Origin of the sequence: Serratia sp. BNK-4 (genome assembly GCF_048685115.1) — a bacterium.
Classification (GTDB): Bacteria; Pseudomonadota; Gammaproteobacteria; order Enterobacterales; family Enterobacteriaceae; genus Serratia; species Serratia bockelmannii.
This window is the reverse complement of the sequence record NZ_JBLQTM010000001.1, coordinates 2,836,600-2,861,300: the sequence shown is the minus strand read 5'-3', so window position 1 is coordinate 2,861,300 and position 24,701 is coordinate 2,836,600. Positions and strand designations below refer to the sequence as shown.

Here is a 24,701-nt window from a genome sequence, read left to right as displayed (position 1 = left end):
AAGCAGAGGAAGCCGTATGTGGTTTGAGCAAATAAAAAGGGGTACCGGTGGGGATGATGAGCATATTTTATTTTGTTTCCCTTATGCCGCCGGAAATGCCGAGGTATTCGTGCCATTCTCTCACTACGTCAATAGCAATACGTCCGTGTACGCCATGCAACTGCCCGGCAATGGGCGCCGCTTTTCAGAGGCGTTGTGCAATGATGTCTACAAAATTTTGGATGAGGTTGAACGAGAAGCCACGAGCCTGATGTCGGGAAAACCGTACTCATTTCTTGGTCACAGCAATGGCGGATTATTCGCCTTTGAATTGGCGAGTCGTTTTATCGCTAAGGATAAACCGCCGGCGCGAATTTTTATCGCCGCAGAAGCACCGCCGCACATTACGGATTTTAAGCATGATCCGATGCATTCAGATGATGATGAAATGGCCGAAGTATTGCGTCGTTATGGCGGAACTCAACCTGATATTTTGGATGACGTTGATTTCAGAAGCTTATTTTTTCCTATTATACGCAACGAGCTGTCGATTAATTTTCATATGAAACGGGCGTTGAAGGAGAAGACAATCAATTATCCTTTGGTGTTGATTCACGGCAGCCGCGACAGCACTGTTTCCAAGACGGACATGGCGGCTTGGGCGCGCTATACAAGCGCGCATATCGGTCTGCACACCGTTTCGTCGGATCATTTCTTCATCAATCATCAGCCGAAAGAAGTGGCGGATATCGTGAATCAGCAGCTGGCGTAAAGCGCAGGTATGGCGGTTGGGGCACAACCGCCATTAACGCAATGGCGTCATCACACCACCGGCGCCACCGTCAGCAGCAGGTTGGCGAAGCGGCGCTGTTCGCCGGAGGCGATCACCAGCAACGTCCGATCCGATTTGACCGCGGCGTAAAACGCCTCGCGCGGCAGGTATTCGATCGGACAATGTTCTGGCAGCAGCTGCCGGTATTCGGCTTCGATAGTGTTGGTGAAGTCCGGCGGGCAGGCCATCAGCGCCGCGCTTTCCACGTTGATGCAGGCCAGCAGTTTTTCCAGGATCGGCGGAGCGGCGAGCGTGCCGGGCGCCAGGTTCAGATAGACCACGGTGGCGTCTTTCGGCGCGTGGGTCATGCAGGCGTAGTTGCCGTCGGCGATCAGCACCTGGGTTTTATGCCCGCATTGCGCCAGCGCGGCGAGCAGCGGCGGGTGGGTGATGGCGGATTTAATCATAAGGCGATACCTGAATAGGGGGCGGCAGCCGTGCCGCCCGCAGCTGAATTACATGCGGTAGATGCCGCCGTTGATATCAAGAGTGGCGCCGGAGATGAAGCCGTCGTATTCCGCTGCCAGAAAGGCGATGGCGCGCGCCACGTCGTCCGGCGTGCCTGCGCGGCCCAGCGGGATGGCGCGAACGGTTTCCTCCGCCGATTCTTGGGTGGTGTGGCGATTATGGAAGCGGGTGCCGAGGATCAGGCCGGGCGCCACCGCGTTTACCCGGATGCCGTGCTCGCCCAGCTCCGCCGCCAGCGAGCGCGTCCAGGTGAGCACCGCGCCCTTGGTGGCGGAATAGACCAGCGAGCCGGAGTGGCCGCCGGCGCGGCCGGCCTGCGAGGCCAGGTTGACGATGCTGGCGCCGTTTGCCGCCGCCTTCAGGAACGGTAGCGCGCTCTGCGTCACGTTCAGCATGGTGGTCATGTTCACGTCGATCACGGTTTGCCAGAAGGCGCGGTCGATCTCGCCCAGCCATTTGCGCCCGACGATGCCGCCGACGTTATTGACCAGAATATCGATGCCGCCGAGAAACTCGGCGCCGGCCGCGACGCAGCGCAGCGTTTCGTCGGTATCGATGAGATCGGCGTAGCCGTAAGCGGCTTTTTGCCCCAGAGAATGGGCCAGCGCCACCAGCGCCTTGGGGCCGCTTTCGTCGCTGTGATAGTGAAAATAGATGTCGCAACCGGCCTTGATCAGCCGCTCCGCAGTGGCGCGGCCAATGCCCTGTTCCGCTCCGGTGATAAAGACCTTTTTGCCCGCAAGATCGCCCATGATTGACTCCTTATTGGTTCGTTAAGAATTGATGACGCCTTCACGCTGTTTGGCGCAGTAGAAAATGCAGATCAGCCCGGTGGCCAGCAGGCACGAGGCCAGGAAAAACAGCCCCGGCGCGCTGCTGCCGGTCAGATCGTTCAGCACGCCCACCGCATAGGGGGCGACAAAACCGCCGATATTGCCGATGCAGCTGACCACCGCCAGCCCGGCGGCCGCAGCCGCGCCGGTGGAGATATTGGCGGGCATGGATAAAAACGGCGGCACGGCGGTGTAGATACCGATGGCGGCGATGCACAGGAACGACAGCGCGACGAGCGGGTCGTATTTAAAAAACGTCACCGCCCCCATCAGGCCGATGGCGGCAACCACCATGCTGAGGCCGGCAAATACGCCGAGCTTTTTGGTTTTGCTGGCCCACAGGCTCCACGGATAGACCAGCAGCGCGGCCAGGCCGTAGGGAATGAGCGCCAGTAGGCTGACGCGGAAGATATCGCCGCCGGAGAGGGCGCTGATGATCGACGGCAGCCAGGTGCCGAAGCCATAAATGCCGCACACCATGCCGAAGTTGAGCAGCGCGTAGAGCAGGTATTTCTTGTTTTTAATCCCCTTCAGGAAGTCAGCCAGCGTGATTTTAGAGCCGGATTTGGAGCGGCCGGCGTTGCTCATCAGCCAGGCTTTTTCCTCCACGTTCAGATAGCCGACGTCTTTGGGGGAGTTCTTGATCAGGAACGGGATCAGCAGGCCGATGACGATCGGCGGCAGCCCTTCGAGGATAAACAGCAGCTGCCAGGGGGCGAACCCGAACCAGTCATGCTGAATATTGAGAATAAAGCCGGAAATCGGCGAGCCGACCGCGTTGGACAGCGGCTGGACGATGATAAACATGCCGAGAATTTTGGTGCGGTATTTCTCCGGAAAGAAAACCGTGAAGTAATACACCACCGAGGGAAAGAAACCGGCTTCGCACACGCCCAGCATAAAACGGCAAATATACAGCTCCAGCGGCGTGCGCACAAAACCGAGCAGGGTCGCGAAGATGCCCCAGGAAATTAATATTCTGGCGAACCAGATGCGCGGGCCAAATTTAATGGTGCCGGCGTTGCTGGGTATTTCAAACAAGAAATAGCCGATAAAGAAAATCCCGGAGGCGAAGCCGAAAGCCGAGGCGGTCAATCCCAGATTATCTTCCAACGCTTTAGCGGCGTAGGCCATATTGTTGCGGTCGAGAAAGGCCAGGAAATACAATAAGATCATGAGGGGGACAATATGCAGCGTCAATTTCCTGATGGCGCTGCGTTCAATATCCGTTGGCATTGTTTTTTTCATCATGGTTTTTCCCATGTGGTTAATCGGAATAATAGCGGCCCAGCCCAAAGTCATGAGCGGCGTGCTGAATAACGACGTTGCGTGCATAAAAGCGTCGCGCCGTTTATTTATTGCGACGATTCTATTTTTTCTGCTTTTAGCTGCGACGATCCGGACGATGCCGGCTGCGCATCGTCTGGGAAAGTCGTTTTTACCGTATTAACCGGCGGTTTTGACCGAGCGCCGGCTGATGACCGACGGCGGGAAGAGAAACTCGCCGGGCGGTTGCAAATCATTGTTGATACGGCCGATCAGGCGTTCGACCATCAGCTGCGCCATCTCCGCCAGCGGTGGGCCAATCGACGTCAACCCCGGTTCGGCCAGGCCGGCCAGCGCGATATTATCGATGCCGATCACCGAGATGTCTGCGGGCACCTGGATGCCGGCGGCGCGCAGGCCCACCATCAGCCCGATGCCCAGCGCATCGTTAATCGCCACGATGCCGTCCGGGCGCGGTGCCAACGCGAGAACGCGCGGCGCCAGCGTCAGCCCCAATTCGAACATTTCCGTGTCGCCGTAGGCGCTGTTGGCTTTGCCTTCGATCACCCGTTGGCGTTCGCTCAGGCTGTGCCCCAGCGCGCTCAGAAAACCGTCGATCTTGTGGCTGCGCCCGACGGTTAGCGTCGCTTCGGTGGCGAACACGATGTGTCGGCAGCCGCGCTCGAGCAGGTGCTGCGCGGCCAGGCGCCCGGCGGCGATATTGTCCATCGACACGCTGTCGAACAGTCGGGTATCGGTGGCCATCGGCTCGGCGAACGGGCTGTCGTAGCTGACAATCTTCATGCCTCGCTCGGCGGCCCGAACAAAATGAGTCTGGCGAATGTCGCTCGCCGCTACGATGATGCCGCGCACGCCGTGCAGGAACATATCGTCGATAAACGCGGCTTCTTCCTGTTCCTGGCGGTAGGCGTTGCCGAGCAAAACGCGGTAACGGTGAACCCGCGCCGCGCCGTCGACCGCATGCGCCAGCGCCGAAAAGCTCGGGTTGACGATCGACGGCAGCAGCAGGCCGATGATCTTCGCCTGCGGCGCGGGCACCGCCGCTCGGGCCGGCCGGTATCCCAGGGTTTCCATCGCCCGTTCGATGCGCTCACGGGTCTGCGCGCTCATCTGGTGGCTGCGATTGTTCAGCAGGTTCGACACGCTGCTGATGGACACGCCGGCCAACCGCGCCACATCACGAATATTTGCCATTTGCCGATACCTTGCTGCCTGCCGTTAGCCTGCAATCTATAAGGGAAGCCGGCCGCAGGCAAGCTGGAACCGGGGCGCTGCGCACATGGGATTGCGCATTTGTGAGAATCGTCAGGCGGCAGCCGTGTTGTTTACTAAACAACACAGGGGGAGAGGGGCAATGTGTTAACGCAGATGAGTGAGATCTGCGAAGCACCTCTCGTTTATCGCCCTTCGGGGCGGCGGGTTCTGTACTATTGTTTTCTCTTTGCGGCACGTTCCAGGCCGATGGGGCGCTGGGCGCAACGGAGAGAACAGATGAACAAACGGGAATTAGAAAGCGCGATTGTCACCGATTTTTCCAAACGCATGAGCTATGGCGACTACCTGTGCCTGGACTCGCTGCTGGACTGCCAGCACCCACTCTCCAACCCGCCGCATCATGACGAAATGCTGTTCGTGATACAGCACCAAACCTCCGAGCTGTGGATGAAGCTGATGCTGCACGAGCTGCAGGCGGCGGTGCGGCTGGTGCAGCAGGACAAACTCAGCCACTGTTTCAAAATCCTCGCGCGCGTCAAACAGATCCAGCGGCTGCTGTTCGAACAGTGGGCGGTGCTGGAAACGCTGACGCCGTCGGAGTACGTCGAGTTTCGCGACGTGCTGGGCAGCTCATCGGGCTTCCAGTCGCACCAATACCGATCGATCGAGTTCCTGCTCGGCAACAAGAACGCCGCCATGCTGGCGGTGTTTAGCAGCGATGCGGAAAAGCACGCCGCGCTGAAGGCGATCCTCGAAGCGCCGAGCCTGTACGACGAATACTTGCTGTACCTGGCACGCCACGGCCTGCCGATCCCGCAGGAGTGCCTCGAGCGTGACTGGACGCAGCCCTACCAGCGCAACCCGGATCTGCTGCCGGCGTTCAAAGTGATCTACGACAACCCGCAGACCTACTGGGAAGCCTATGAAATGGCGGAGAAGCTGGTGGATATCGAGGAGAGTTTCCATCTGTGGCGTTTCCGCCATATGAAAACGGTGGAGCGGATCATTGGCTTTAAGTCAGGTACCGGCGGTTCCAGCGGCGTCAGCTTCCTGAAAAAGGCGTTGGATCTGACCTTTTTCCCCGAGCTGCTGGACGTGCGCACCGAAATCGGTGCCTGAAATAACGTGGGAGGATAAGGGCGATGAGCGTGAGGATTATCGATAAAGCGGCGGAGAAGGTGGTGGGAGTGAGAGTCGTGGGGCCGTATCCGCAGACCATCCCGCAGGGCTCGCAGCAACTGCTGGCATGGCGGAAACGCCAAGGCGTGCCGTTTGGCAAATGGCTGGTGCTGTATTGGGACGATCCGGCGGAAGTGGCGCCGGAAAAGCTGCGTGCCGACGTAGTGATAAGCGTGGCGGACGATTTCGCGCTGCCGGCGGGCAGCGAGGGCGTGACCGTGCAGACGCTGCCCGCCGGGCAGTATGCGGTCTACCACGTGCGCATCAGCGATGGCGATTTCGAGCGGGTGTGGGGCGAGTTCTATCAGAAGCTGCTACCGGCCAGCGGCTACCAGCCGGTTGAGGGGGTGAGCTATGAGCACTATCTCAACGACTGCGAGGCCGACGGCTATTTCGACCTCGAGATTTACCAGACGGTGAAGAAGTGGTGAGGGGGCTAACGGCGCGGTAGCATATCAAAAGGCTCTTTGGGAGCCTTTTGATGGGATATTTAAAGATTCATTTAAAAGAGGAACAGTCATAAGATAATTATTCCATGTCTATATCATAGAATGTATATTTAAGGTTTTTTATAAAATCTATTGTTTGCAGTAAGCGAACGTCTATCTTTTGATATGCCAAACAATCCTTCTCTAACTGGTTTATTATGGATAAACATCTTTCATCTTGCTCGTCCATGGCATCATAAAAATCTTGGTTGCACAAATCTAGCATTCTTAAGAATAACGAATCGGAAATTGTCTCATCTGATGGTGGTGTTTCCCCTGGGATATGATGGGTCGCACTGAGCAATAAAAACCCATGATACGAAAAATCACAGCCCAACAAGAAATAAAGACCCTCTTTGATTGGTGTCTTATAAACGATGACCGATGTATCCGATGCGACAATTAAAATGTTCTCTTTGGATTGGAAAACTGCTTCGTCTTGAATAGTGACGTGAGATACGAAGCTACCGATACATTCTGATAATTTTATTTCTCGTAATGAGTCAACATCAAGGGCATGACGCTCGCTTGATGCTTTAAAAAAAGAAGGAACGCTCAACAACAAAAAAGAAAGCTCGTTTGTTTTCTTGTTGATTAAAAACCAGTCAAGGGAGTCCATTTCACTAAAATTACTGCTTCCAAAGAAATTACTGATATCATTTTCTAACTCATAGATATCACTGTACTGGCTTTTCATTGATATATTAAAGTTGGCGATATCCCAGGAAATATTCATCATCTGTTACCTCAGAGTGTTATAAAGATTTCAGTGGGGTCGCCTCTAAGAGAGCGCTAGTGAAAAATGAAACCCAGCAACTTTATCTTATATCTTGCTGGTTGTGATTCACCCGTCGCCGTGATTATTGTTATTCTGTTTTTGTGCATTTCCGACTCTACATTCTGAATGTAGATATCCAGATTTTCATTTTTATATGAAGGTATTGGGTCATATGGGTACTCTATGACTTTTATCCCGCTTATTTTTTCTGCGATCGCCTTCCTGATGTTTTCATCTATATCCCATATGGGTATCGCAGAGCTGTTATCATAAAGTACTTTTTCGTTAGAGTTAGGGATGGATACTTCTTTTTTAAATAAACGAAACTGCTCTTCGTTACCATCAAATAGTTGCCTGTTTGATGGGGTAATGACAATTTTCTCTTTGTTCATAATATTTAAATAGATCTAGTGAATAAATGATTCATGCCTTTATTGATTGTTAGTGTGCGAAGTGAAGATGTAGTTATTTGCGATATTCGAGGGGGGGGGTGAAAAATCACACACACTCTGCATTATGGAGTGAGTGTGTGAATTTTTATATAATAATGTGGATGAGTTTCCTCTTTTTTAATAAATTATGTTATTCCTTTTGCAATATTTTCGCCATTCATCCTCAGTATGAAATGCACTGCGATAGTTGCACACTATTGTTCCCGTTAAATTATGTGGGTCATAAGCAGCGTCAATATGCCCCCATGAACCACTAACTGGAAGTTGTATATGAGTTTTTTCATAAAACCATGTTCGAAGATTTTTGGTAATAGCACCTTCTACTTTTTTTTGTATTCCCATCATGAGTTTTTCAGGCGCAAAACGCCAACTGCAAAGCACTGCATCTGTAATGAAGGCCCCGGAGAAGTCGGCAATTATATATATATCGCCGGCTTTTTCTTTTTTTGTACTGATTATTGTTCTGTATGATGTAGTCCTACCATCTGACTTTTCTGGCCAACCCTCCCACAATCTGGAGCCTTTTATTAGCATTTCTCGGGTTGTCGCTGTACCTAGCGTTATTCCCGCGAGTTCTAGTGTTCCGTCATAAGTATCTAGTTGCATTTTACAATCCAATTTCAAAAGGCTTATCAATTGGCTCAAGAACAGTTTTATAGTTAGAAAGGAAAAATTGAGTTCCTCCGCCTTCGCCGAATCTCGTTGGGTCTTGAGATATCGCTTTACCTGTTCCTGCAATCGTTTCTCTTTTTACTCTATATGCTTGTATTTTAGATCTATAACCAAATTTTTCATGTGGAAGCACCTGCAAACTTTCCCATAGCTTGGCTCTACTGCCACCTGCAGCATCTAGCGTCGCCTTGTTGAAGTAAAAACCAGATTGCCCTGGAGCGCCGCCATAAACAATGTCACCTTCTTTCAACATGATATTTGACCAAGAGTCTCGTCCTTTGTAGATACCTCGACCTTGCCATTGTCGACCAAAAGCTGCCTGATTATGATCGTTGGCTTTGGTTGCTGCGCATCGTGGCTTCCATCCCCAAGGATCCACCCAACCCAGCGGATTCGGCGCGTATTGGTACAGGTTGATCCCGCCGGCCAAACCTATCGGATCGTGCTGGGTAAATCTGCCGATATCCGGATCGTAATAGCGGAACAAATTGTAGTGCAATCCCGTTTCCCGATCCAGGTATTGCCCCTGCAGGCGCAGGTTTTGGGAATAATCCAGATCTTGCTGATTTTCCTCATACTTTATGCGGCCCCAGGCGCTGCTGTGACTCTGCCAGCGCAGCGTTCCGTCGCTGTCGGTCAGGCTTTCCGGTTCGCCGTTCGGCGCCGTGTGGAAGTAAAATACTTGGGCCGGCGTGTGGCCGTCGATGCGCGCCAAAGGTTCATAGCTGCCCTGATCGGCATAGACATAGGTGAGGGGCATGCCGTCGCGAGTTTCCTGCAGCAGCCGGAAACCTTCCCACAAAAACGTGGTGGTTTGGCATTTGCCGGCCGGTTGGCGCAGATCCTGACTTTGCTGCCACACCCGCTTTTGCGTGCGCCGCCCGAGCGGATCATAGTGGAACTGCACATGCTGCTGGGCTTCGCTGCGATGTTGGCTGTAGCGCACCACCTCGCAGAGGCGATGATCGGCGTCGTAGAGATATTGCCAACGGTAGTGGCCTTTGCGTTTTTCCACCGTGCGGCCAAAGACATCGTATCGGTAATCAATTCCCTGATAATGCAGTACGCGGTTGTGCCGCTGGCGGAATTGCCCCTCATCCAGCAGGTTGGATGCCGGATCGTACCGGTAGCGCTCGGTATCCGGCAGCGTGCCGTCCCGGCTCAGCAATCGACCGGTGGCATCGTACTGATAACGCTGGTAGGAGAACGGGTTGGCGTTGTGTTCTTCGCGCGTCAGGTTGTTTTGATAGTCGTAGGACCACTGGCGCGAGCTGCTGGCCGGCGCCGGGCGCTGGCGGTTGTCATTGAAGATCTCCCGCCGGTCTTTGCGCCCCAGCCGATCATAATGCACTCGGCTGGTCAGGCGACCCTGCGTACGGCTCAGCTCGCGGTGCAGATTGTCACGCTCGAACTCGCTGAGGGTGATATCGTCCAGCGCCAGCTGCAGCAGGTGGCCGCTGCCGTAGTACAGCGCGCGCAGCGCGCGTCCGTCGGGCAAGGTGGTTTGCGTGCGGTTACCCATCGGATCGTAATCATAGCGCAGCGTACCGTTGGCACCTTGTTCACGGGTTACCCGCCCCAGCAAGTCATAGTCAAAACTGACCTCGCTCTGAGCCGTTGTCGGCTCGTCATGCCATGCGTTGCCGCGGTCACTGGCGGCATGCAGCAGTTGGCCGAGCGGACTGTAGCGGTAGCGGGTTTCTCCATCGGGCGTCTGTTTGCTCACCAGTTGGCCGGCGCCGTCATGGTTGAAATAGTGCGAGAAGGCGGCGGAGGTATTGGCGGCGAAGCGGCGCTCGACGACCCGGCGGCATTCGTCGTAACGATAGCGGGTGCTGACGCCGTCCAACCCGATTTCTTCCTGCAACAGATTGCAGGCCGTCCAATGGAACAGGTAACTTTCGGCATTCTCGTTGCGCAGCGCCGTTAATCTGCCGCGGGCGTCGTAGTGGCGCACCACCTCGCCATCGAGCGGATTGCGCGTGGCCAGCAGGCGGCCGGCTGCGTCATAGCGATAATCCGTCAGGCGCCCATCGGCCCCCTGATAGCGATCCAGCTGGCCCTGCGCGTTCCAGCTCAGCGTCTCTTGCCAGCCCTCGGCGCGCTGCAGCTGTGTCAGGCGGCCGGCGGCATCGTAGCGGTAATGGACGCGTTCGCCGGCGGCGTCGGTCACCTCGCTGAGCCAGCCTTGAGCCGTATATTTGTAGAGGGTTTGTTTGCCGGAGCAATCGCGGGCGCGCAATAATTGCCCGTGCTCATCATAAGCGAAATGGCTGATGCCGCCGTTGGCGTCGACGGCTTGCACCACCTGGCCATAGCCATCGCGCAGGTAGCGCTGGGTATGGCCGAGCGCATCGATCTCGGCAATCAAGGCATGGCGCTCGTCGTAGTAGAAATGCTGTGTGGCGCCGTTGGGCTCCTTGACGCTGATCGGCAGTGCGCGCTGCGGTAGCCAACCGGTGAGGCGGATATGGCCGAGCGGATCCTCTTCCTCGACCAGATTACCGGCTTCATCGTAGCGGAAATGCCAGCCGTGGCCGAGCGGATCGCGTGTGGCGATCAGCATGTCTTCGTCATTCCATTGGTAATGCCAGACCTCACCACGCTCGTCGGTATATTCGACGATCAGCCGTTGGGCGTTCCAGCGGTGCTGGTGCCGCAAGCCGTCATTCTCGGTGACCGTCGTTAACCCGGCGGCCAAATCGTAGTCGATTGTACAGCCGCCGCCGGCGCTGTCGCGGTGTTCCACCACGCGCCAGTCGTCGAACATCGCCCAGTGATACTCGAAGCTGGGCCCACCGGCCTGTTGGTGGCGGGTCAGCAGGTGTTGGGCGTTATAGTGAAATTCGCGTGTGACCAGGCCGCCGGCGTCGATCACCTGATGCAGATCGCCGCCGTCGTCATAACGGTAGCGCACGCGTGGTTCGTCGTTATGCCGCAAGGCGGTGACGCGATCGTCGAAGCGCGGATCGCCGTATTCCAGCCGCAATGTCATGGTGCCGGCGCTGTCGACGATGTGGCTCAGGCGCTGTCGTTCGTCGTAGTTCAGCAGCAGCGCATTATCGTACTCATCGCTCAACGACACCAGCCTCAGGCGGGAAGGGGTCTGCGGCAGCGGCACGAACAGCCGCCAGACGCTGCCGTCGGTGTCGGCGATCAGCAGCTGTCCCTCTTCACCGCGGCGGAACATCAGCCCTTCACCGGCGCTGAAGCTCGGCTGGTTCACCTCAGGCAGCGGGAAGCGTAGCTCACGACCGGTTTCATCATGCAGGCAACACTCAATGACGCCGTCCCGGTCGTTAAGATCGACCCAAATTTCAAAAGGCGTGCGCCAGCCGTGGCCAAACAGTCCCTGATAGCCATTGCGGCTGTTGTAATTGCGCTGCCAGATCAGCGGAAAGCGCGCCGGCAGCAACAGGTCCAGATCTTCTTCGTCGTTCAATACCTTGGCGCCGGTGGCGGCATGCACCGGGTTAAAGGCGGCGTGGATCGCTTCGCCGAGGGCGTTAACGCCCGCCGCCGCCAGACCGCCGCCGATCATGCAAGGCAGGTTCTTAACCAGCTTGGCCGGATTACCGAGCAGCAGCGGCAGCACGGTCAGCGCCAAACCGATACCCGGCAGCTTGCCGCTCTTGATGTCGCGTACCACCACCGTGCCGCCGCCGATCTGCACATTTTTGGAGACGTCGGTCGAGACTTTCGCCTCGCAGGTTGAACGGTCATTGCTGCGTACGGCCGGTTGGCCGTTGATAAATACTTTACTGGAGCCTTCCGCCAGGTATTGCGGAAGCGGGTGTTTGTCGCAGCTGATTTTATCTTCTTCCAGCGGTTGGCTGGGCTGGCTGGGGCCGGCGACGCCGGGCTGCCATAGCTGCGAGAGGATATTACCGCCGGCGGCCAGCAGCTCGGCGCCATAATCCCAGAAGCTTTGCGGCGGCTGTGGCGCCGGTAACGCTTTGATCTCTGCGGGCGTGAGTAAACGACCTGCGGCGCGTGCCGCCGGTTTGGCGTTGGTGAAGACGTTGGGGGAGCCCGTGAGAATGACGCCGGAGACGGAAGGCGGGAAGAGCCAGTTGGCCACGGCGTCGCAGCCGTTGCTGATATGTTCTCCGACGCCGGTCAGGCTGGTGGCAAAACCGACGATCAGCCCGGCGCCGACGCAGCCGGAGGCCGCCGTCGCCGCTGCGCCGAGCACCGCCACCCCTGCCAATGCCGGCGCTGCGGCGGCGGCGGCTGCGGACACGGCGGCGGTCGCCACCGCATACACCGCGACTTCGGCGACGGCGCTGGCGATGTCCGCCAACGCGCTGGTGTGGATCAGTTCATCATCCTTTCTTGCTGCCCAGATCTCAGCCATGGCTATTGTTCACTGTGTTCGGTCAAGACCAGCGACGCTTTCACCTGCTGCCAGTGAGCGTCATCCTCGGGGGTGAAGGGGCGCATGGCGGCATAGGTGACGATCAGTAACGTCTGGCTCTCGTCCGGCTGCACCGCCAACTGATGCTGATGATGGTGGTGTCCGGCGCGGATAAAGCGACTGGAGACTTCAATCGCCTTGAGATGGCCCTGCGGCCCGGCGCTGATGCGCCGGCGCGGCGACTGTTGCAAATCGCTGATCTGTGGCAGCAGTGCTTGCCACTGCTTCTCGAATTCGTCCTCCAGCGTGGCACCTTGCGGAATGATGCCGCGGGTGATGACCAGCGAGGCGCCGGTTTGCGGGTTTTTGAGAATATTGACCGTGCAGTCCTGCCAGGCGATGGCGGGGAGGGTGAAATGGCCTTCCTGGAAAAGGTAATCCATGGATGTCCTTGCAAGTAATCAGGGGAAAGGACGCGGCGCAGGGCCGCGTCGGCATCAGGATTTCGGGAACAGCTGATCGACGGCGCTCTGGATCGCCGCCTGATGGCCGCCGCCCGGTGCCGCGGTGCGTGCGGCGCCGCCAGGCTGGTTGAGATCCAACTGGCCGCCGGTATTGATCTCTCCGTCCTCTTTCACCGTGATATTGAAGCTGGTGCCGGTGATGTTGATTTGGCCGTTCGCCAGCAGCTCGATCACGCTTTCGCCGCACTCCAGCCGCAGCGATTCGCCGGAGCCGAGGGTAAAGGCGTTAACCACGGCGTCGCTGCGCGTTTTGCCGGTCAGCGCGGAGGCGTCGCCTTTGACGCCGGTGGCCTGATTGAGCACCACCCGTTTGATCTGGTTGCCGCCCACCAGGTGGGTGTGGTCGTTATCGATGGTGTGGCTCTCATCGTTTTTGACCTGGGTGTCCATGTTGCGCTCCGCCTGGATCCACACCTGTTCGGCGCCGGCCTTGTCTTCGAAGCGCAGGGCGTTGGCGTTGTCGGCGGTGCCGTCCTTGGTGCGGCTCATAAAGCCCATCTGGGTGGCGGCGGCCGGCAGCGCCCACGGCGGCATGCTGGCTTCGTTATAAACGCGCCCGGTGACGATCGGCCGATCCGGATCGCCGTTGATAAAGTCCACCACCACTTCGTCGTTGACGCGCGGGATCTGCACGCCGCCGTAGCCCTGACCGGCCCAGGCGCTGGAGACGCGCACCCAGCAGGAGCTGCCGTCGTCCTTCGGCCCGAAGCGGTCCCAGTGGAACTTCACCTTGATGCGGCCGTATTTGTCGGTCCAAATCGATTCGCCGGCCGGGCCGACCACCCGGGCGGTCTGCGGCCCGTGGGTTTTCGGCCAGGTGGCCTGCTGCGGCGGGTGCCAGGGCACGTCCGCCGGCAGCACGATGAAGTCGATACGGTGTTCGCTGCTCTGATCGTCGCCGCTGGCATAGCGGTTCTCTTTCAGATGGTAGTTGGCCTGCAGCGTCAGGTACTCGCGGTTGTCGTCGGCGTGCGGGGCGTTATACAGCGCAAAGGTGCTGCCGGGAGCGATGCCCAGCGCGGTGGCGGTACCGCGGATCTGCTGATGCTCGGCCTGCCAGGCCTCCTGGCGCACGCGGGCGTAGAACTCCCCCTGCTGATGCTCGGTGTAGCGGCCCGGCCAGTCGTAGACGTCGATCTGCCCCGGCGTCGGCGAGACCGGGTTTTGCCGCGCCTGGAACAGCCAGGCGTTCGGCTTGCGGAAATCGTAGTCGTCCAGGCTGTAGATGCCCGGCGTGACGCGATCGGACAACGTCCACTGGCTGATGCCTTCCTCGCTGGTGCTGCCGCCGGACGGCGTCAGGTGGTAGGGGATCATCTCGTAGCCGGGATAGGGCTGGTGATGGTGGGGGGCGTCCCCGAGCACCAGCGTGTGTTTGCCCATCTCGTGTTTGAAATAGTAATAGATGCCTTCCAGCTCCATCAGGCGGCTGATGAAGTTGAAGCTGCTTTCGTTGTACTGCACGCAGTAGCCCCACAGGCGATAGTCGCCGGTCAGCTGATCTTCCAGCTGCACGTTGTGCTCCGCCAGCAGGGTCTTGACGATCTGCGGCACCGTCTGTTCCTGAAAGATGCGGAAATTGCGGTCTTTGATCATCGGCCACAGATCCGGCTGCACGTGCAGGTTATACACCGCGTAACGGGTGCCGCCGATTTCTTCGCTGCTGACGGCGATGGCGGTGATCTTGCCGTTCAGGTAGCGCGGGGCGCTGAGGAAGCCCTGGGTTGGGATCTCCAGCGTCAGCGGTTGACCGAGCAGCGCTTTGCGATCGAGCCGCGCGTCGGTGCTCAGCAATTCAATAGAGAAGTCAAAAGGGGTGGAAAGCGCTTCGATGCCGTCCAGTGAGCGGAACAGCAGCTGCTCCTGGCCCAGCGGCGTGTGCGCAATAATGCGGTCCAACATGAGAACGTCCTCTGTGATTGACGTCATGCCCTGCATACTCCGGCGTTGCAGCGGCCTTGCCGCGCGGCCAATGAGGATGGGCAGCGGTGCGTCAGTCTCATGAAATAGGGAAACCCCGCCGAGGCGGAGTTTCAGAACGGGATTAACCGGCGGTGGCCGGATTGACCAGCCAGGTGCCGACGGTGTCGATGCTGAGTTGCTGCCGGCGGAGCCGATCGTTGTGGCGGATCTCCAGCTGATAACGGCCTGGCGCCAGATTCAGGCTGGCGAAGCCATTTTCGCCCGGCGTTACCTGCTGCGGCTTGCCGTCGAGGCTGACCTGCTCGCCCGGCTGCAGTTTGAAGTACACCAACGCCACTGGCTGCGCGGCCGGCGGCGCTTTTTCTGGTTCCGCCGGCACAGGTTGTGCGGTTTGCGGCGCGCTCGGCTGTTCCGTCAGGGTTTTCTGCGCCGGTGACGCCTCGGTATTTTGGGCCACGGCCTGGGTATCGTCCTTGCCGCCGCTCAGCCAGGCGACGGCGCCGATCACCAGCAGCGCCGCGACGCTGGCGCCGGCCATCATCGGCCGCGAGAATTGGGTGCTGCGCGCGGTAACGGCACCGGCGGCCGCGGCAGCAGCAGCCGGGTTGGCGGCCACCAGCAGGCTCTCCGGCGCGGCGGCCGGGGTGCTGATGATTTCGTTTTCATCGGCGATCGGCAGATGCAATAGCTCGGCCATTTCATCGATAGTCTGCGGGCGGTCTTCCGGCTTCAGCGCCAGCGCGCGGTCGACGGTGCGCAGCAGCTCCGGCGAGTAACCGGCGGGGCGGCGCTCGGCCAGCGGCTGATAGCTGTCTTCGATGCTGCGCACCACGCTGACCGGCGGCGGCGAACCGACGATCAACGTGTGCAGCACGGCGCCCAGCGCGTAGATATCGGTCCACGGCCCCTGTTCGCCGTCGCTGTTTTCGGTGTACTGCTCGATCGGCGCGAAGCCCGGTTTGAGCATGATCTCCGTTTCGTCCGACAGGTTGCCGATCTCTTTACGCGCCGACCCGAAGTCCAGCAGCACCGGCAGCTGGCTCTCCTGGATTTGGATGTTATCCAGCGAAATGTCGCGGTGCAGATAGCCTTCCTGGTGGATGGTGTTGATGGCGCTGAACAGCGGCGGCAGCAGCCGGCGGATCCACGCCTCGTCGATCTTCTCCGGCTGCTGCGCCTGCAGGTTCTTCAGCGTGGTGCCGCTGTAAAACTGGGTGCCCATGTAGGCGGTGCCGTTCTCTTCCCAGAAGCGCAGTACGTGCAACAGGCCGGGGTGTGAGAAACGCGCCAGCAGGCGCGCCTCCTGAATAAAGCTGTTCAGCCCGGCCTGGAAGGTTTTGCCGAAGCGCTCGCCGCGCAGCCCGATGCTGAGATCGTCGTTGCGTTTCGCCAGCGAGGTTGGCATGTACTCCTTGATGGCGATGGTGCGTTCCAGTTGGTGATCGTAGGCGCGGTAGACGATGCCGAAGCCGCCTTCGCCGATCGCTTCCTGGATCTCGAATTCATTGAATCGATAGCCGCTCGGCAGGCTGTTCGAATTCGGTTTGGTTATCCCGGTTCCCGACATAGTGATGACTCTCTGTGTTCAAAGGGCCGCCGTCTCGGCGGCCGCGGCGTTATGCCTGAAATTGACAAATGAATTCGTGGTTCTGCAGCGCGATATGCAGCTGGCGATAGCGCTGGTCGTTGGCGCTGCCGGTCAGCAGGGTGTGGCTGATCTGCGGCAGCAGGGTGTTGGTCAGGATGGCGTCGACCATGCGGCCGCCGGACTCCACCTCGGTGCAGCGGCTGACGATCTGCTCGATGACCGCGTCGTCGAAGGTGCAGACGATATCGTGATTCTCCGCCAGGCGACGTTGGATGCGCCCCAGCTGCAGGCGCACGATGTTGCCCAGCGTGGCGTCGGTCAGCGGGTAATACGGCACCACCAGCAGGCGGCCGAGCAAGGCGGCCGGGAACACCGACAGCAGCGGCTGGCGCAGCGCGCCGCTCAGTGCCTCCGGTTCCGGCAGCAGCTCCGGATCGCTGCACAGCCCGGCGATCAGATCGGTGCCGACGTTGGAGGTCAGGATGATGATGGTGTTGCGGAAATCGATATGGCGGCCTTCGCCGTCCTCCATCCAGCCCTTGTCGAACACCTGGAAGAAGATTTCATGCACGTCCGGGTGCGCCTTCTCGATTTCGTCCAGCAGCACCACGCTGTATGGGCGGCGGCGCACAGCCTCGGTCAGCACGCCGCCTTCGCCGTAGCCGACATAGCCGGGGGGCGCGCCTTTGAGCGTCGAAACGGTGTGCGACTCCTGGAACTCGCTCATGTTGATGGTGATGACGTTCTGCTCGCCGCCGTACAGGGTTTCCGCCAGCGCCAGCGCGGTTTCGGTCTTGCCGACGCCGGACGGCCCGGCCAGCAGGAACACCCCGACCGGCTTGTTCGGATCGTCCAGCCGCGCCCGCGAAGTGCGCACCCGGCGGGCGATCAGATCCAGCGCATGGCGTTGGCCGATCACGCGCTGGTTCAGGGTGTCGGAGAGTTGCAGCACCGCCTCAATCTCGTTTTTCACCATGCGGCCCAGCGGGATGCCGGTCCAGTCGGCCACTACCGCCGCCACGATGTTGGCGTCGACGGCGGCGAAGATCAGCGGCGCTTCGCCCTGCAGCGCGCCCAGCTGCTGCTGCAGTTCGCTCAGCTGGGCGCGCAGCGCGTCGGCGTCAGGGGTCGCCTGCGTTTCTTCGCCGGTAGGCTCCACCGCTTCCTGCTGGTGCAACTGGGCGCGCAGTGTGATGATCTCTTGGATCAGTGCCAGCTCCCGCTGCCAGCGGTCGGTCAGCTGTTCCAGCTCCTGGCGCAGCGTGGTCAGCTGGTTTTCAATCTCCTGCGGGCGCAGAGGATCGCCGATGCCGACCTTGGTCTCGCGGCGGGCGATATCCAACTCTATCTGCAGCGCATCGATGCGGTGGCGGCAGTCTTCGACCTGGGCAGGCTCGGCATGTTGGCTGACCGCCACGCGCGCGCAGGCGGTATCCAACAGCGCCACCGCTTTGTCCGGCAGCTGGCGTGCAGGAATATAGCGATGCGACAGCCGCACTGCAGCGTCCACCGCTTCATCCAGCAGCAGCACGCGGTGGTGTTGTTCCAGCGGGCTGACGGTGCTGCGCAGCATCAGCAGCGCTTTGTCTTCGCTCGGCTCCTGTACCTGGACCACCTGGAAACGTCGGGTGAGCGCCGGGTCTTTCTCGATGTATTTCTTGTATTCCGACCAGGTGGTGGCGCCGATAGTGCGCAGCTGGCCGCGTGCCAGCGCCGGTTTCAGCAGGTTGGCGGCGTCGCCGGTGCCCTGGGCGCCGCCGGCGCCGATCAGGGTGTGAATTTCGTCGATAAACAGAATGATCGGCGTCGGGCTGGACTGCACTTCGTCGATCACCGCCTGCAGCCGTTTTTCAAACTCACCTTTGACGCCGGCGCCGGCCTGCAGCATGCCGATGTCCAGCAGGCACAGTTTCACGTCGCGCAGCTGCGGCGGCACGTCACCGGCCACGATGCGCAATGCCAGGCCTTCCACCACCGCGGTTTTCCCGACGCCGGCCTCGCCGGTCAGCAGCGGGTTGTTCTGGCGGCGGCGCATCAGGATATCGATGATTTGCCGGATTTCCTCATCGCGGCCGGCCACCGGGTCTATCTCGCCGTTGCGCGCTCTGGCGGTCAGATCCTGGGCATACTGCGCCAGCACGCTTTCACCGTTGCGCGGCGCGCCGGATACGTTCTCGGCGCCGCTTTCCGCCGGCGCATCCTGGGCGTTTTCCGCCGAGTGAGCGGTGATGGCGGCGAACTGATCCATCAACAGATCGGCGTTGATGCGCTCGAACTGCGGGGAAATGGCCTTCAGCAGATGGCGCAGGCTGTAGGTTTTCAGGATACCGAGCAGCAGGTGGCCGCCGCGGATGCGCGCCGCGCCGAATTTCAATGAGCCATAGACCCAGGCGCGTTCTACTGCGCTGTCGATGTGCTCGGACAGATCGGAAATGGCGCTGGCGCCGCGCGGCAGGCGATCGAGCGCCTCGACGATGTCGCGCGCCAATTGCGCCTCGTCCAGCGCGAAGTGGCGAACGATTTGCTGCAGATCGCCGTCCGGCGATTGCATCAGCTGATGCAGCCAGTGCGCCAGTTCGACGTAGGGGTTACCGCGCAGCTTGCAAAACGCCGTCGCACTTTCCAGAGAGGTGAATAACAGGCTATCCAGTTTGCCAAATAATACCGAGCGGCTGATTTCAGACATGGTTTTCCTCAGGTCTCAGAGTGGCCTGGCGCCGCAGGGCGTCGGCCGAAATAGGGTCAGAACGGGTTTTCCAGCGGTTCAGGGCTGAAGATCAGATCGTCGAGATCGCGCTGTCGCCGATGGTCGGCCAGCCAACTGCTCAGGCCCAATCGCTGCGCGCCGCCGAGCTGGATGCCGTGCGCCTGTTCCTTCGCCAGGATCAGGCGCACTTCCCAGACGAACTCGATGCCCAGGTATTGGCGCACCCAGTCGCGCAGTTGCCGGCACAGATCGGCGCCGGGCAGGAAGCGGTCATAGTCCCGCTGCGGCATCGGCCCCAGCTCGATGCGGAACTTGTGCTGGATATCCCGCACCGCGATGCCGAGAAAAGCCGACTCGCCTAGCCGTGGCGCGCCGCGTCCGGCCTTGAGCCGCGCCTGCTCGCGCGGCTCCACCCGCAGCCAGTGCGGCACGTTCTCGACGATGCGCACCGGCACCTTGAAATACTGCTGCAAAATCTTGCTCAGGCCTTCCGGATCGCGGCTGTGGCGAATCAGATGACCGGCCATAAAATGTTTGGCGTGGGCGTTGATGCTGTCGCGTTCCTGCTGCGCCGGCTGGCCGAGGCCGATCAGGCTCGACAGGTACTCGTCGAAGCGCCGGTTGTCCGGGCGATCCAGCGATACCGTCGGTTGCGCGTCGGCCCAGGCGCGGTAAAACAGCAGCGTCAGCCGGTGATGGAACAGATTGGTGAACGCCAGCAGGGTGGTGTCCTGATGGTGATACACCCGTTCGCGCACGTATTCGGTCAGGTGCAGCGGCAGCGGCCCGTTGGGGCCGAACAGACCGAAACTGAAGATCGAAACGTCGTGCAGCGGGCTGTTGGCGCGCGGCGTCACCTGCGCCAGCGTGGAGGGTGCGAACGACAGCGAAGGTTCCTGCCCCAGGCGCAGCATCTCGTGACGCGGCAGCGGTGCGCGTCCCAGCAGGTAGGGCTGGCCGCCCTGGGCGTCGATGCGGCGCAGCAGCTGAAACAGATCGTGCTTGTAAGGCGCGCTGCGCAGCCGCGGCCAAAAGTCGTCCGGCAGGCGATACAGCGCGTTGATCTGCGGCGGCGCCAGTTCGGTGGCGATCATCTCCGCGTTCATATCAGCGTCCTTTTGCCCATGCGCGCCTGCCAGTAGGCGATTTCGCCGCGTTGCTGGCTGGAGAGCGTCATCTCGGTGAAGGTGTTCATCGCCACCAGGCGCGAGAACAGGCGCTCCAGCACGCTGCCGAGCAGGTAAGGGCTGTTGCCCGAGAACGCCTGCTCATCGACCGTCAGATCGATGGCGATGCCGCGCGCGAACACGATGGGGCCGGGTTCAGGCACTCGCCGATAGACCGGCCGCAGGTTGCAGTGGCGCACGCCCTGGATCTGTTTGGCGATCGCCGGCTCGCTCAGGTTGCCATACAGCCCCAGCAACTGGCGCAGGCTGGCGGCGCCCTGTTCCGGATCGCCGTCCATCATGCTGAGGTAATTCAGCTGCAGCTGACTGATCAACCGCCAGGTGATCATCCCTTCGGCCAGCGCCGGGCGTGGCGGGGTGGGGCCTTTGCGCAGCGAGACCTGCTTGATCGGGATTGAATCGGGCATCACGAAGTTGCCCTGATCCTGCTGCAGCAACATCAACGGCAGGTCGCGGCTGGTGCACAACACGTCGGCGGTGAGGTATTTCAGATCGCTGTGCCACGGCGATTGCCGTTCGTCCACCAGCGATACGAACACTTCCGAACCGGCATAGCCGGTGCGGGTGCCATAGCGGCGGGCGTGTTCCGACAGGGTGCGCTGTTCGCGCCGCAGCGAGAAGTAGGCGCCATAGTTGCCGTCGTCCGCGCTCAGGGTGCTGTAAAACGGCCGAAACTCTTGCTCGTAGCGTTTTTCGCTGGCGCTGCCGCCGAGCCGCTGCACCGAGAACACTTCGTAATCCAGCGGCCGGATATTGTCGACCACCAGATGGTATTCGTGGTTTTTTTCGTTGATCGCGATGCGTTCGGCGATCTTCGGAAACAGGTTGATCACCGGCGTGCAGTGCAGCGCCAAATGGGCAACGTCGACCACCCGTTCCAGCGCGGCGTCGTGCCGATCCAGCAGCACCACGATCTCGAACTGGCGCAGCGCCTTTTTCCCTTCGCGCACGCTCTGCAGCAGCGGACGCAGGCCGTTGACGCTGAAAAACTGGAAGCGCGCCGGGAAGGCGAAATACTCCTGCAGCAGCCGGTAGCCTTCAAAGTTGCGCAGGTCGTTGGGCAGCAGCGCCTGCTCGGCGGCGAAGCCCTCCTGCCGCAGCCCGTCCAGCGCCAGCGCCCGCCGCTGCGGTTGCGCCTCCACCGTTTGGCAGACAAGCCCGACGCTGTGCTGCATCAGCAACTCCAGCAGCTGCTGCGCCTGCATGTCCGGCCCGGCCAGGTAAAACATCAATTGGTCCAACTGCAGGTTGTTGAGCGTTACGCTTTCGTAGCACTCGAGCCGAATGCGCAGCGCGCTGACGCAGCCGCTGTGCTGCAGCCCCAGCGAGGCCAGCGGGATATCGGCCGGAATGCCACCCAGCTCGACGCCGGCGATGCGCACCGGCTGCAGCGTGACGTCATGGGCGGTGGTGTAGCTGCAGGTGATGCCGCTTTTCTTCAGCGTCTGGCTGTCCATCATGGTGCCGCGCGGCACCACGAAACCGTTGCTGATGTCGCCTTTGCTGCTGTCCGGCTGCAGCTCGGCGATCGCCATCGACGGCGTCGGCGACAGGTAATTGGGGTAGATGATCTCCAGCAAGCGCTGAGAAAAGCGCGGGAACTCGGCGTCCATTTTCAGCTGCACGCGCGAGGTGAGGAAGGCGAAGCCTTCCATCAGGCGCTCGATATAAGGGTCCGCCACGTCGATGCCGCGCATGCCGAGACGGCCCGCGACCTTCGGGTACTGTTCGGCGAACTCGGCGCCCATCTCACGCAGATAGGCCAGCTCGCGGTTGTAATAGTCTAACAGTTTACTGTCCATCGCCTTACCCTATGTCTTTCAGATCGAAGTGGCCGTTTTCCAGATCCACGTCGGTACGGAACAGAAACTCCAGCGGATAGGGCACGCACCACAGGCGGCCCTTGATTTCGATCGACAGCACGTTGTGCAGTTCCAGCGAACCGGTGTCCGAGATGCAGCGCACCTGCAGCCCTTCGGGCAGAATGCGCGGTTCGAAATGGAGGATGGAATCGGTCAGCGCGCGCTGAATGTCGAGCCATTCGATGTCCGACATGCGCTTGCCCGCCAGCGAGGCGATGCCGTAATTCAGCGTGGAGCGCCGCACCTGCGGAAAATCGCCGAGATCCAGATTGGATTCGCTGTTGACGCAGTTGAACAGCCACTGCAAATCGCGCAGCACCCGACGGCGCAACTCGCTGTGCGACACCAGGTTGCGCACCTGCGCCTCCTGTTTTTTCTGCGGTTCGTCGTCGGTCAGCATGTCGAGCAGCACCGGCTGCATTTTGTCGCGTGAAGTCAGGCGCTCGCTGTCCTGACGATTGCGATAGCCCTGGCGGCGCAGATCGCCGCCGTCGTAGTGGGGTGGGCGTTTATCGTTCATGTTCAGGCGCTCGCGTCGAAGCTCAGCTGCCGCAGGCTGTGCAGCGGGAATTCGTCGCTTTCGCTGAGCCAGGTCTTCAGGCCTAGCCCCGCATAGTGGGTGCCGTCGCCCAGCGGTTGCCATTCGGTGCGTTTGCCCAGCAGCAGCGCGTCGTCGCTGCCTTCGGCCAGCGGGTAACGGGCGGGCAGTTGGCATACCTGTTCGCGGCCGTCGGTCAGACGCACCAGTGCATGGCTCCACACCAGATCGATGGCGCTCTGCGGCGCCTGGAACTGGATCGCGGCGATATCGGCGAACGGCAGCCAGTAGTAAACGCCGTTCAGCGCCAGCTCGCATACCGGCCCGAGGCGGCCGTCACCGTCGGTCAGCCAGTCGAAACTCAGCTGCCGCTCTTGGTCCCCTTCGGCCAGCGTTAACTGCCCGGCGCCGGCCGGTGCGGCCTCCAGCGCTTCGTCACGCAGCGCCTGGGCCTGTTCGGCCGCCCCTTGCGCATCCTGATGCAGCGCCTGCACCAGCAGTTGCAGCCAGGGCTGATCCTGCCGCAGCAGAGCCGGCGCGGCCGCGCCGGCAAACACCGCCTGGCGTTGCAGCTCGGCGTTGACCGACTGCATCAGCAGCAGCGTGGTCGGTTGAGCGATCGGTTTCAGCGCCTGCCAGGATTTCAGCTGCGCGTTGGCGCGCGTCCAGTTGCCGCTCAGGCACAGCAGTTGCACCAGCGCAGCGCGCAGGTCGGCATCCGCCGGTTTCGCCTTGATATCGTTTTCGACGGCGGTGATGGCCGCGGCGATCGACTGGCCTTGCAGCATGCTTGCTAATGATTTCACAGGCTTTCCTTATAATCAGTGAGTGGCGCCGTTAACCGACAGGTAGCTGCCGCTGGCGGGATCGACGCGGTCTGCGGCCAGCTTTTCCACCAGCTTGAAGGTCAGCGGGGCGGGGGCGCTTAGCAGCGGCTGCCAGGCGGTTTGCGCCTGCTGTACGCGCTGTTTGACCTTGTTCTCGTCGGCGGCATCGACGCGCGGCATTTCAACGATCGCTTCACCGTTGAACGCCCAGGCGTGCAGCTTCGGTTCGAAGCTCAGCAGCAGGAAGCTGCCCGGCGCCTGCGGGTTGCCGCCCAAAACCAGCCGTTGGGCGTTGGCGCTGACGACGGTCAGCGCGCGATCGCCGCCGTTCACCTTCGCCAGCGGGTAACCTTGCAGGAACCACAGCGTCGGCGAGAGGGTTTGGCCGCCCTGTTGCAGCGTGACCGCGCCGCTGCCCTGCAGCCAGCCGTCCTCGCCGCAGCGCAGCGCCTCACCAGCGGGAATGAATAGCGCGCCGCCGTTGGCTTCGTCACCCCAGAAGGTGCGGAAGTGGCAGCCCTGCGGCAGGCTGAAACGCTGAGGCGGCGCGGTGTCCGCCTGCGGAGAAGTCACGGCCACTGCAGCAGGGATAGCCGGCTGCGGCGGGGTTTCCGGCTGCTCGACGGCTTCCTGTTTGACCACCGGTTTCCAGCCGCGCGCTTTGGCGGCTTCGCCGCTGGCCAGCTTCTCACCGCGCTTGTCGGTCAGCGTCCAGGGCAGGTGGCCGGCTTTCGGGCACTGCTTTTCCAACAGATTGCCGACGCGCGGCAGGAAGTCGTTCAGCACCGCCGGATCCTGGCTTTGCGCCGAGACGATGCGCAGCGGGATGCTCTTGCCGCACCAGCTTGCCGGATTGCTGTTTTTGACGTCATCGATAAACACTTCCAGCTTCTGGCTGGGGGAGTAAACCAGGCGATAGTTCATCGCCTGCGCGGTCGGCACCGCCATCAGGGCGACGAGCCCCGGCATCCAATATTTCATAGTGAACCTTGCTGTGAATGTGCG

At 60.2% G+C, this 24,701-nt stretch carries 20 protein-coding genes; 3 read left to right on the top strand and 17 right to left on the bottom strand.

All coding sequences use genetic code 11. The features are described from left to right. The first annotated feature begins 16 nt into the window (after positions 1–16). Complete coding sequence (locus ACMGGW_RS13790) at positions 17–751, top strand: thioesterase II family protein (RefSeq protein WP_164067359.1); 735 nt, start codon at positions 17–19, stop codon at positions 749–751. A gap of 50 nt (positions 752–801) precedes the next feature. On the opposite strand, the gene ACMGGW_RS13785 is transcribed toward ACMGGW_RS13790, so the two are convergent. The 4 genes from ACMGGW_RS13785 to ACMGGW_RS13770 all read right to left on the bottom strand — a co-directional run bounded on the left by ACMGGW_RS13785 (position 802) and on the right by ACMGGW_RS13770 (position 4,593). Next, positions 802–1,218, bottom strand: a complete 417-nt coding sequence (locus ACMGGW_RS13785) for an RbsD/FucU domain-containing protein (protein WP_043138738.1) — start codon at positions 1,216–1,218, stop codon at positions 802–804. Positions 1,219–1,266: 48 nt separating this feature from the next. Further along, positions 1,267–2,031, bottom strand: a complete 765-nt coding sequence (locus ACMGGW_RS13780) for an SDR family NAD(P)-dependent oxidoreductase (protein WP_043138736.1) — start codon at positions 2,029–2,031, stop codon at positions 1,267–1,269. Positions 2,032–2,052: 21 nt separating this feature from the next. After that, complete coding sequence (locus ACMGGW_RS13775) at positions 2,053–3,288, bottom strand: MFS transporter (protein WP_016927236.1); 1,236 nt, start codon at positions 3,286–3,288, stop codon at positions 2,053–2,055. A gap of 270 nt (positions 3,289–3,558) precedes the next feature. After that, positions 3,559–4,593, bottom strand: a complete 1,035-nt coding sequence (locus ACMGGW_RS13770; RefSeq protein ID WP_025303312.1) for a LacI family DNA-binding transcriptional regulator — start codon at positions 4,591–4,593, stop codon at positions 3,559–3,561. 297 nt (positions 4,594–4,890) lie between these two features. Between ACMGGW_RS13770 and kynA the strand changes: the two genes are divergently transcribed. Both kynA and sbmC read left to right on the top strand, forming a co-directional pair. Continuing rightward, positions 4,891–5,733, top strand: coding sequence for a tryptophan 2,3-dioxygenase (gene kynA / locus ACMGGW_RS13765; protein WP_025303311.1), 843 nt, complete (start codon positions 4,891–4,893; stop codon positions 5,731–5,733). A 23-nt stretch (positions 5,734–5,756) separates the two neighbouring features. After that, on the top strand, positions 5,757–6,224 hold the full coding sequence (gene sbmC / locus ACMGGW_RS13760) for a DNA gyrase inhibitor SbmC (RefSeq protein WP_043138732.1): 468 nt from the start codon (positions 5,757–5,759) through the stop codon (positions 6,222–6,224). Positions 6,225–6,321: 97 nt separating this feature from the next. On the opposite strand, the gene ACMGGW_RS13755 is transcribed toward sbmC, so the two are convergent. The 13 genes from ACMGGW_RS13755 to ACMGGW_RS13695 all read right to left on the bottom strand — a co-directional run bounded on the left by ACMGGW_RS13755 (position 6,322) and on the right by ACMGGW_RS13695 (position 24,677). Then, entirely contained in the window at positions 6,322–7,020 is a 699-nt protein-coding gene (locus ACMGGW_RS13755; protein ID WP_043138728.1) for a hypothetical protein, read from the bottom strand. A 53-nt stretch (positions 7,021–7,073) separates the two neighbouring features. After that, on the bottom strand, positions 7,074–7,451 hold the full coding sequence (locus tag ACMGGW_RS13750) for a hypothetical protein (protein ID WP_025303308.1): 378 nt from the start codon (positions 7,449–7,451) through the stop codon (positions 7,074–7,076). A 177-nt stretch (positions 7,452–7,628) separates the two neighbouring features. Further along, positions 7,629–8,117: a hypothetical protein gene (locus ACMGGW_RS13745; RefSeq protein ID WP_071826121.1), complete on the bottom strand. Its 489-nt coding sequence runs from the start codon at positions 8,115–8,117 to the stop codon at positions 7,629–7,631. Position 8,118: 1 nt separating this feature from the next. After that, positions 8,119–12,540, bottom strand: coding sequence for an RHS repeat-associated core domain-containing protein (locus tag ACMGGW_RS13740; protein WP_127146024.1), 4,422 nt, complete (start codon positions 12,538–12,540; stop codon positions 8,119–8,121). Positions 12,541–12,542: 2 nt separating this feature from the next. Continuing rightward, positions 12,543–12,983, bottom strand: coding sequence for a DcrB-related protein (locus ACMGGW_RS13735; RefSeq protein WP_043138725.1), 441 nt, complete (start codon positions 12,981–12,983; stop codon positions 12,543–12,545). 54 nt (positions 12,984–13,037) lie between these two features. Next, positions 13,038–14,966, bottom strand: coding sequence for a type VI secretion system Vgr family protein (locus ACMGGW_RS13730; RefSeq protein WP_043138722.1), 1,929 nt, complete (start codon positions 14,964–14,966; stop codon positions 13,038–13,040). Between the two features lie 142 nt (positions 14,967–15,108). Then, entirely contained in the window at positions 15,109–16,554 is a 1,446-nt protein-coding gene (locus ACMGGW_RS13725; RefSeq protein WP_197832290.1) for a protein kinase domain-containing protein, read from the bottom strand. A gap of 49 nt (positions 16,555–16,603) precedes the next feature. Continuing rightward, positions 16,604–19,261 (bottom strand): type VI secretion system ATPase TssH, encoded by a 2,658-nt coding sequence (gene tssH / locus ACMGGW_RS13720; protein ID WP_197832289.1) that lies wholly within the window; start codon positions 19,259–19,261, stop codon positions 16,604–16,606. 56 nt (positions 19,262–19,317) lie between these two features. Beyond that, positions 19,318–20,388 carry a type VI secretion system baseplate subunit TssG gene (gene tssG / locus ACMGGW_RS13715; RefSeq protein ID WP_049206010.1) on the bottom strand — a complete coding sequence of 357 codons (1,071 nt, stop codon included), beginning with the start codon at positions 20,386–20,388 and terminating at the stop codon, positions 19,318–19,320. After that, on the bottom strand, positions 20,385–22,271 hold the full coding sequence (gene tssF / locus ACMGGW_RS13710; protein ID WP_025303301.1) for a type VI secretion system baseplate subunit TssF: 1,887 nt from the start codon (positions 22,269–22,271) through the stop codon (positions 20,385–20,387). Before tssF ends, tssG begins: the two co-directional genes overlap by 4 nt. Before the next feature lie 4 nt (positions 22,272–22,275). Further along, positions 22,276–22,851: a type VI secretion system baseplate subunit TssE gene (locus tag ACMGGW_RS13705; protein WP_043138711.1), complete on the bottom strand. Its 576-nt coding sequence runs from the start codon at positions 22,849–22,851 to the stop codon at positions 22,276–22,278. Positions 22,852–22,853: 2 nt separating this feature from the next. Beyond that, positions 22,854–23,675: a type VI secretion system accessory protein TagJ gene (locus ACMGGW_RS13700; RefSeq protein ID WP_025303299.1), complete on the bottom strand. Its 822-nt coding sequence runs from the start codon at positions 23,673–23,675 to the stop codon at positions 22,854–22,856. A gap of 15 nt (positions 23,676–23,690) precedes the next feature. Beyond that, positions 23,691–24,677, bottom strand: a complete 987-nt coding sequence (locus ACMGGW_RS13695; protein WP_043138706.1) for a hypothetical protein — start codon at positions 24,675–24,677, stop codon at positions 23,691–23,693. Positions 24,678–24,701 lie beyond the last annotated feature (24 nt).

Excerpts from the sequence above, each read along its gene's own strand:
- ACMGGW_RS13790 (WP_164067359.1), top strand. The coding sequence starts at position 17 with ATGTGGTTTGAGCAAATAAAAAGGGGTACCGGTGGGGATGATGAGCAT.
- ACMGGW_RS13785 (WP_043138738.1), bottom strand. The coding sequence starts at position 1,218 with ATGATTAAATCCGCCATCACCCACCCGCCGCTGCTCGCCGCGCTGGCG.
- ACMGGW_RS13780 (WP_043138736.1), bottom strand. The coding sequence starts at position 2,031 with ATGGGCGATCTTGCGGGCAAAAAGGTCTTTATCACCGGAGCGGAACAG.
- ACMGGW_RS13775 (WP_016927236.1), bottom strand. The coding sequence starts at position 3,288 with ATGATCTTATTGTATTTCCTGGCCTTTCTCGACCGCAACAATATGGCC.
- ACMGGW_RS13770 (WP_025303312.1), bottom strand. The coding sequence starts at position 4,593 with ATGGCAAATATTCGTGATGTGGCGCGGTTGGCCGGCGTGTCCATCAGC.
- kynA (WP_025303311.1), top strand. The coding sequence starts at position 4,891 with ATGAACAAACGGGAATTAGAAAGCGCGATTGTCACCGATTTTTCCAAA.
- sbmC (WP_043138732.1), top strand. The coding sequence starts at position 5,757 with ATGAGCGTGAGGATTATCGATAAAGCGGCGGAGAAGGTGGTGGGAGTG.
- ACMGGW_RS13755 (WP_043138728.1), bottom strand. The coding sequence starts at position 7,020 with ATGATGAATATTTCCTGGGATATCGCCAACTTTAATATATCAATGAAA.
- ACMGGW_RS13750 (WP_025303308.1), bottom strand. The coding sequence starts at position 7,451 with ATGAACAAAGAGAAAATTGTCATTACCCCATCAAACAGGCAACTATTT.
- ACMGGW_RS13745 (WP_071826121.1), bottom strand. The coding sequence starts at position 8,117 with ATGCAACTAGATACTTATGACGGAACACTAGAACTCGCGGGAATAACG.
- ACMGGW_RS13740 (WP_127146024.1), bottom strand. The coding sequence starts at position 12,540 with ATGGCTGAGATCTGGGCAGCAAGAAAGGATGATGAACTGATCCACACC.
- ACMGGW_RS13735 (WP_043138725.1), bottom strand. The coding sequence starts at position 12,983 with ATGGATTACCTTTTCCAGGAAGGCCATTTCACCCTCCCCGCCATCGCC.
- ACMGGW_RS13730 (WP_043138722.1), bottom strand. The coding sequence starts at position 14,966 with ATGTTGGACCGCATTATTGCGCACACGCCGCTGGGCCAGGAGCAGCTG.
- ACMGGW_RS13725 (WP_197832290.1), bottom strand. The coding sequence starts at position 16,554 with ATGTCGGGAACCGGGATAACCAAACCGAATTCGAACAGCCTGCCGAGC.
- tssH (WP_197832289.1), bottom strand. The coding sequence starts at position 19,261 with ATGTCTGAAATCAGCCGCTCGGTATTATTTGGCAAACTGGATAGCCTG.
- tssG (WP_049206010.1), bottom strand. The coding sequence starts at position 20,388 with ATGAACGCGGAGATGATCGCCACCGAACTGGCGCCGCCGCAGATCAAC.
- tssF (WP_025303301.1), bottom strand. The coding sequence starts at position 22,271 with ATGGACAGTAAACTGTTAGACTATTACAACCGCGAGCTGGCCTATCTG.
- ACMGGW_RS13705 (WP_043138711.1), bottom strand. The coding sequence starts at position 22,851 with ATGAACGATAAACGCCCACCCCACTACGACGGCGGCGATCTGCGCCGC.
- ACMGGW_RS13695 (WP_043138706.1), bottom strand. The coding sequence starts at position 24,677 with ATGAAATATTGGATGCCGGGGCTCGTCGCCCTGATGGCGGTGCCGACC.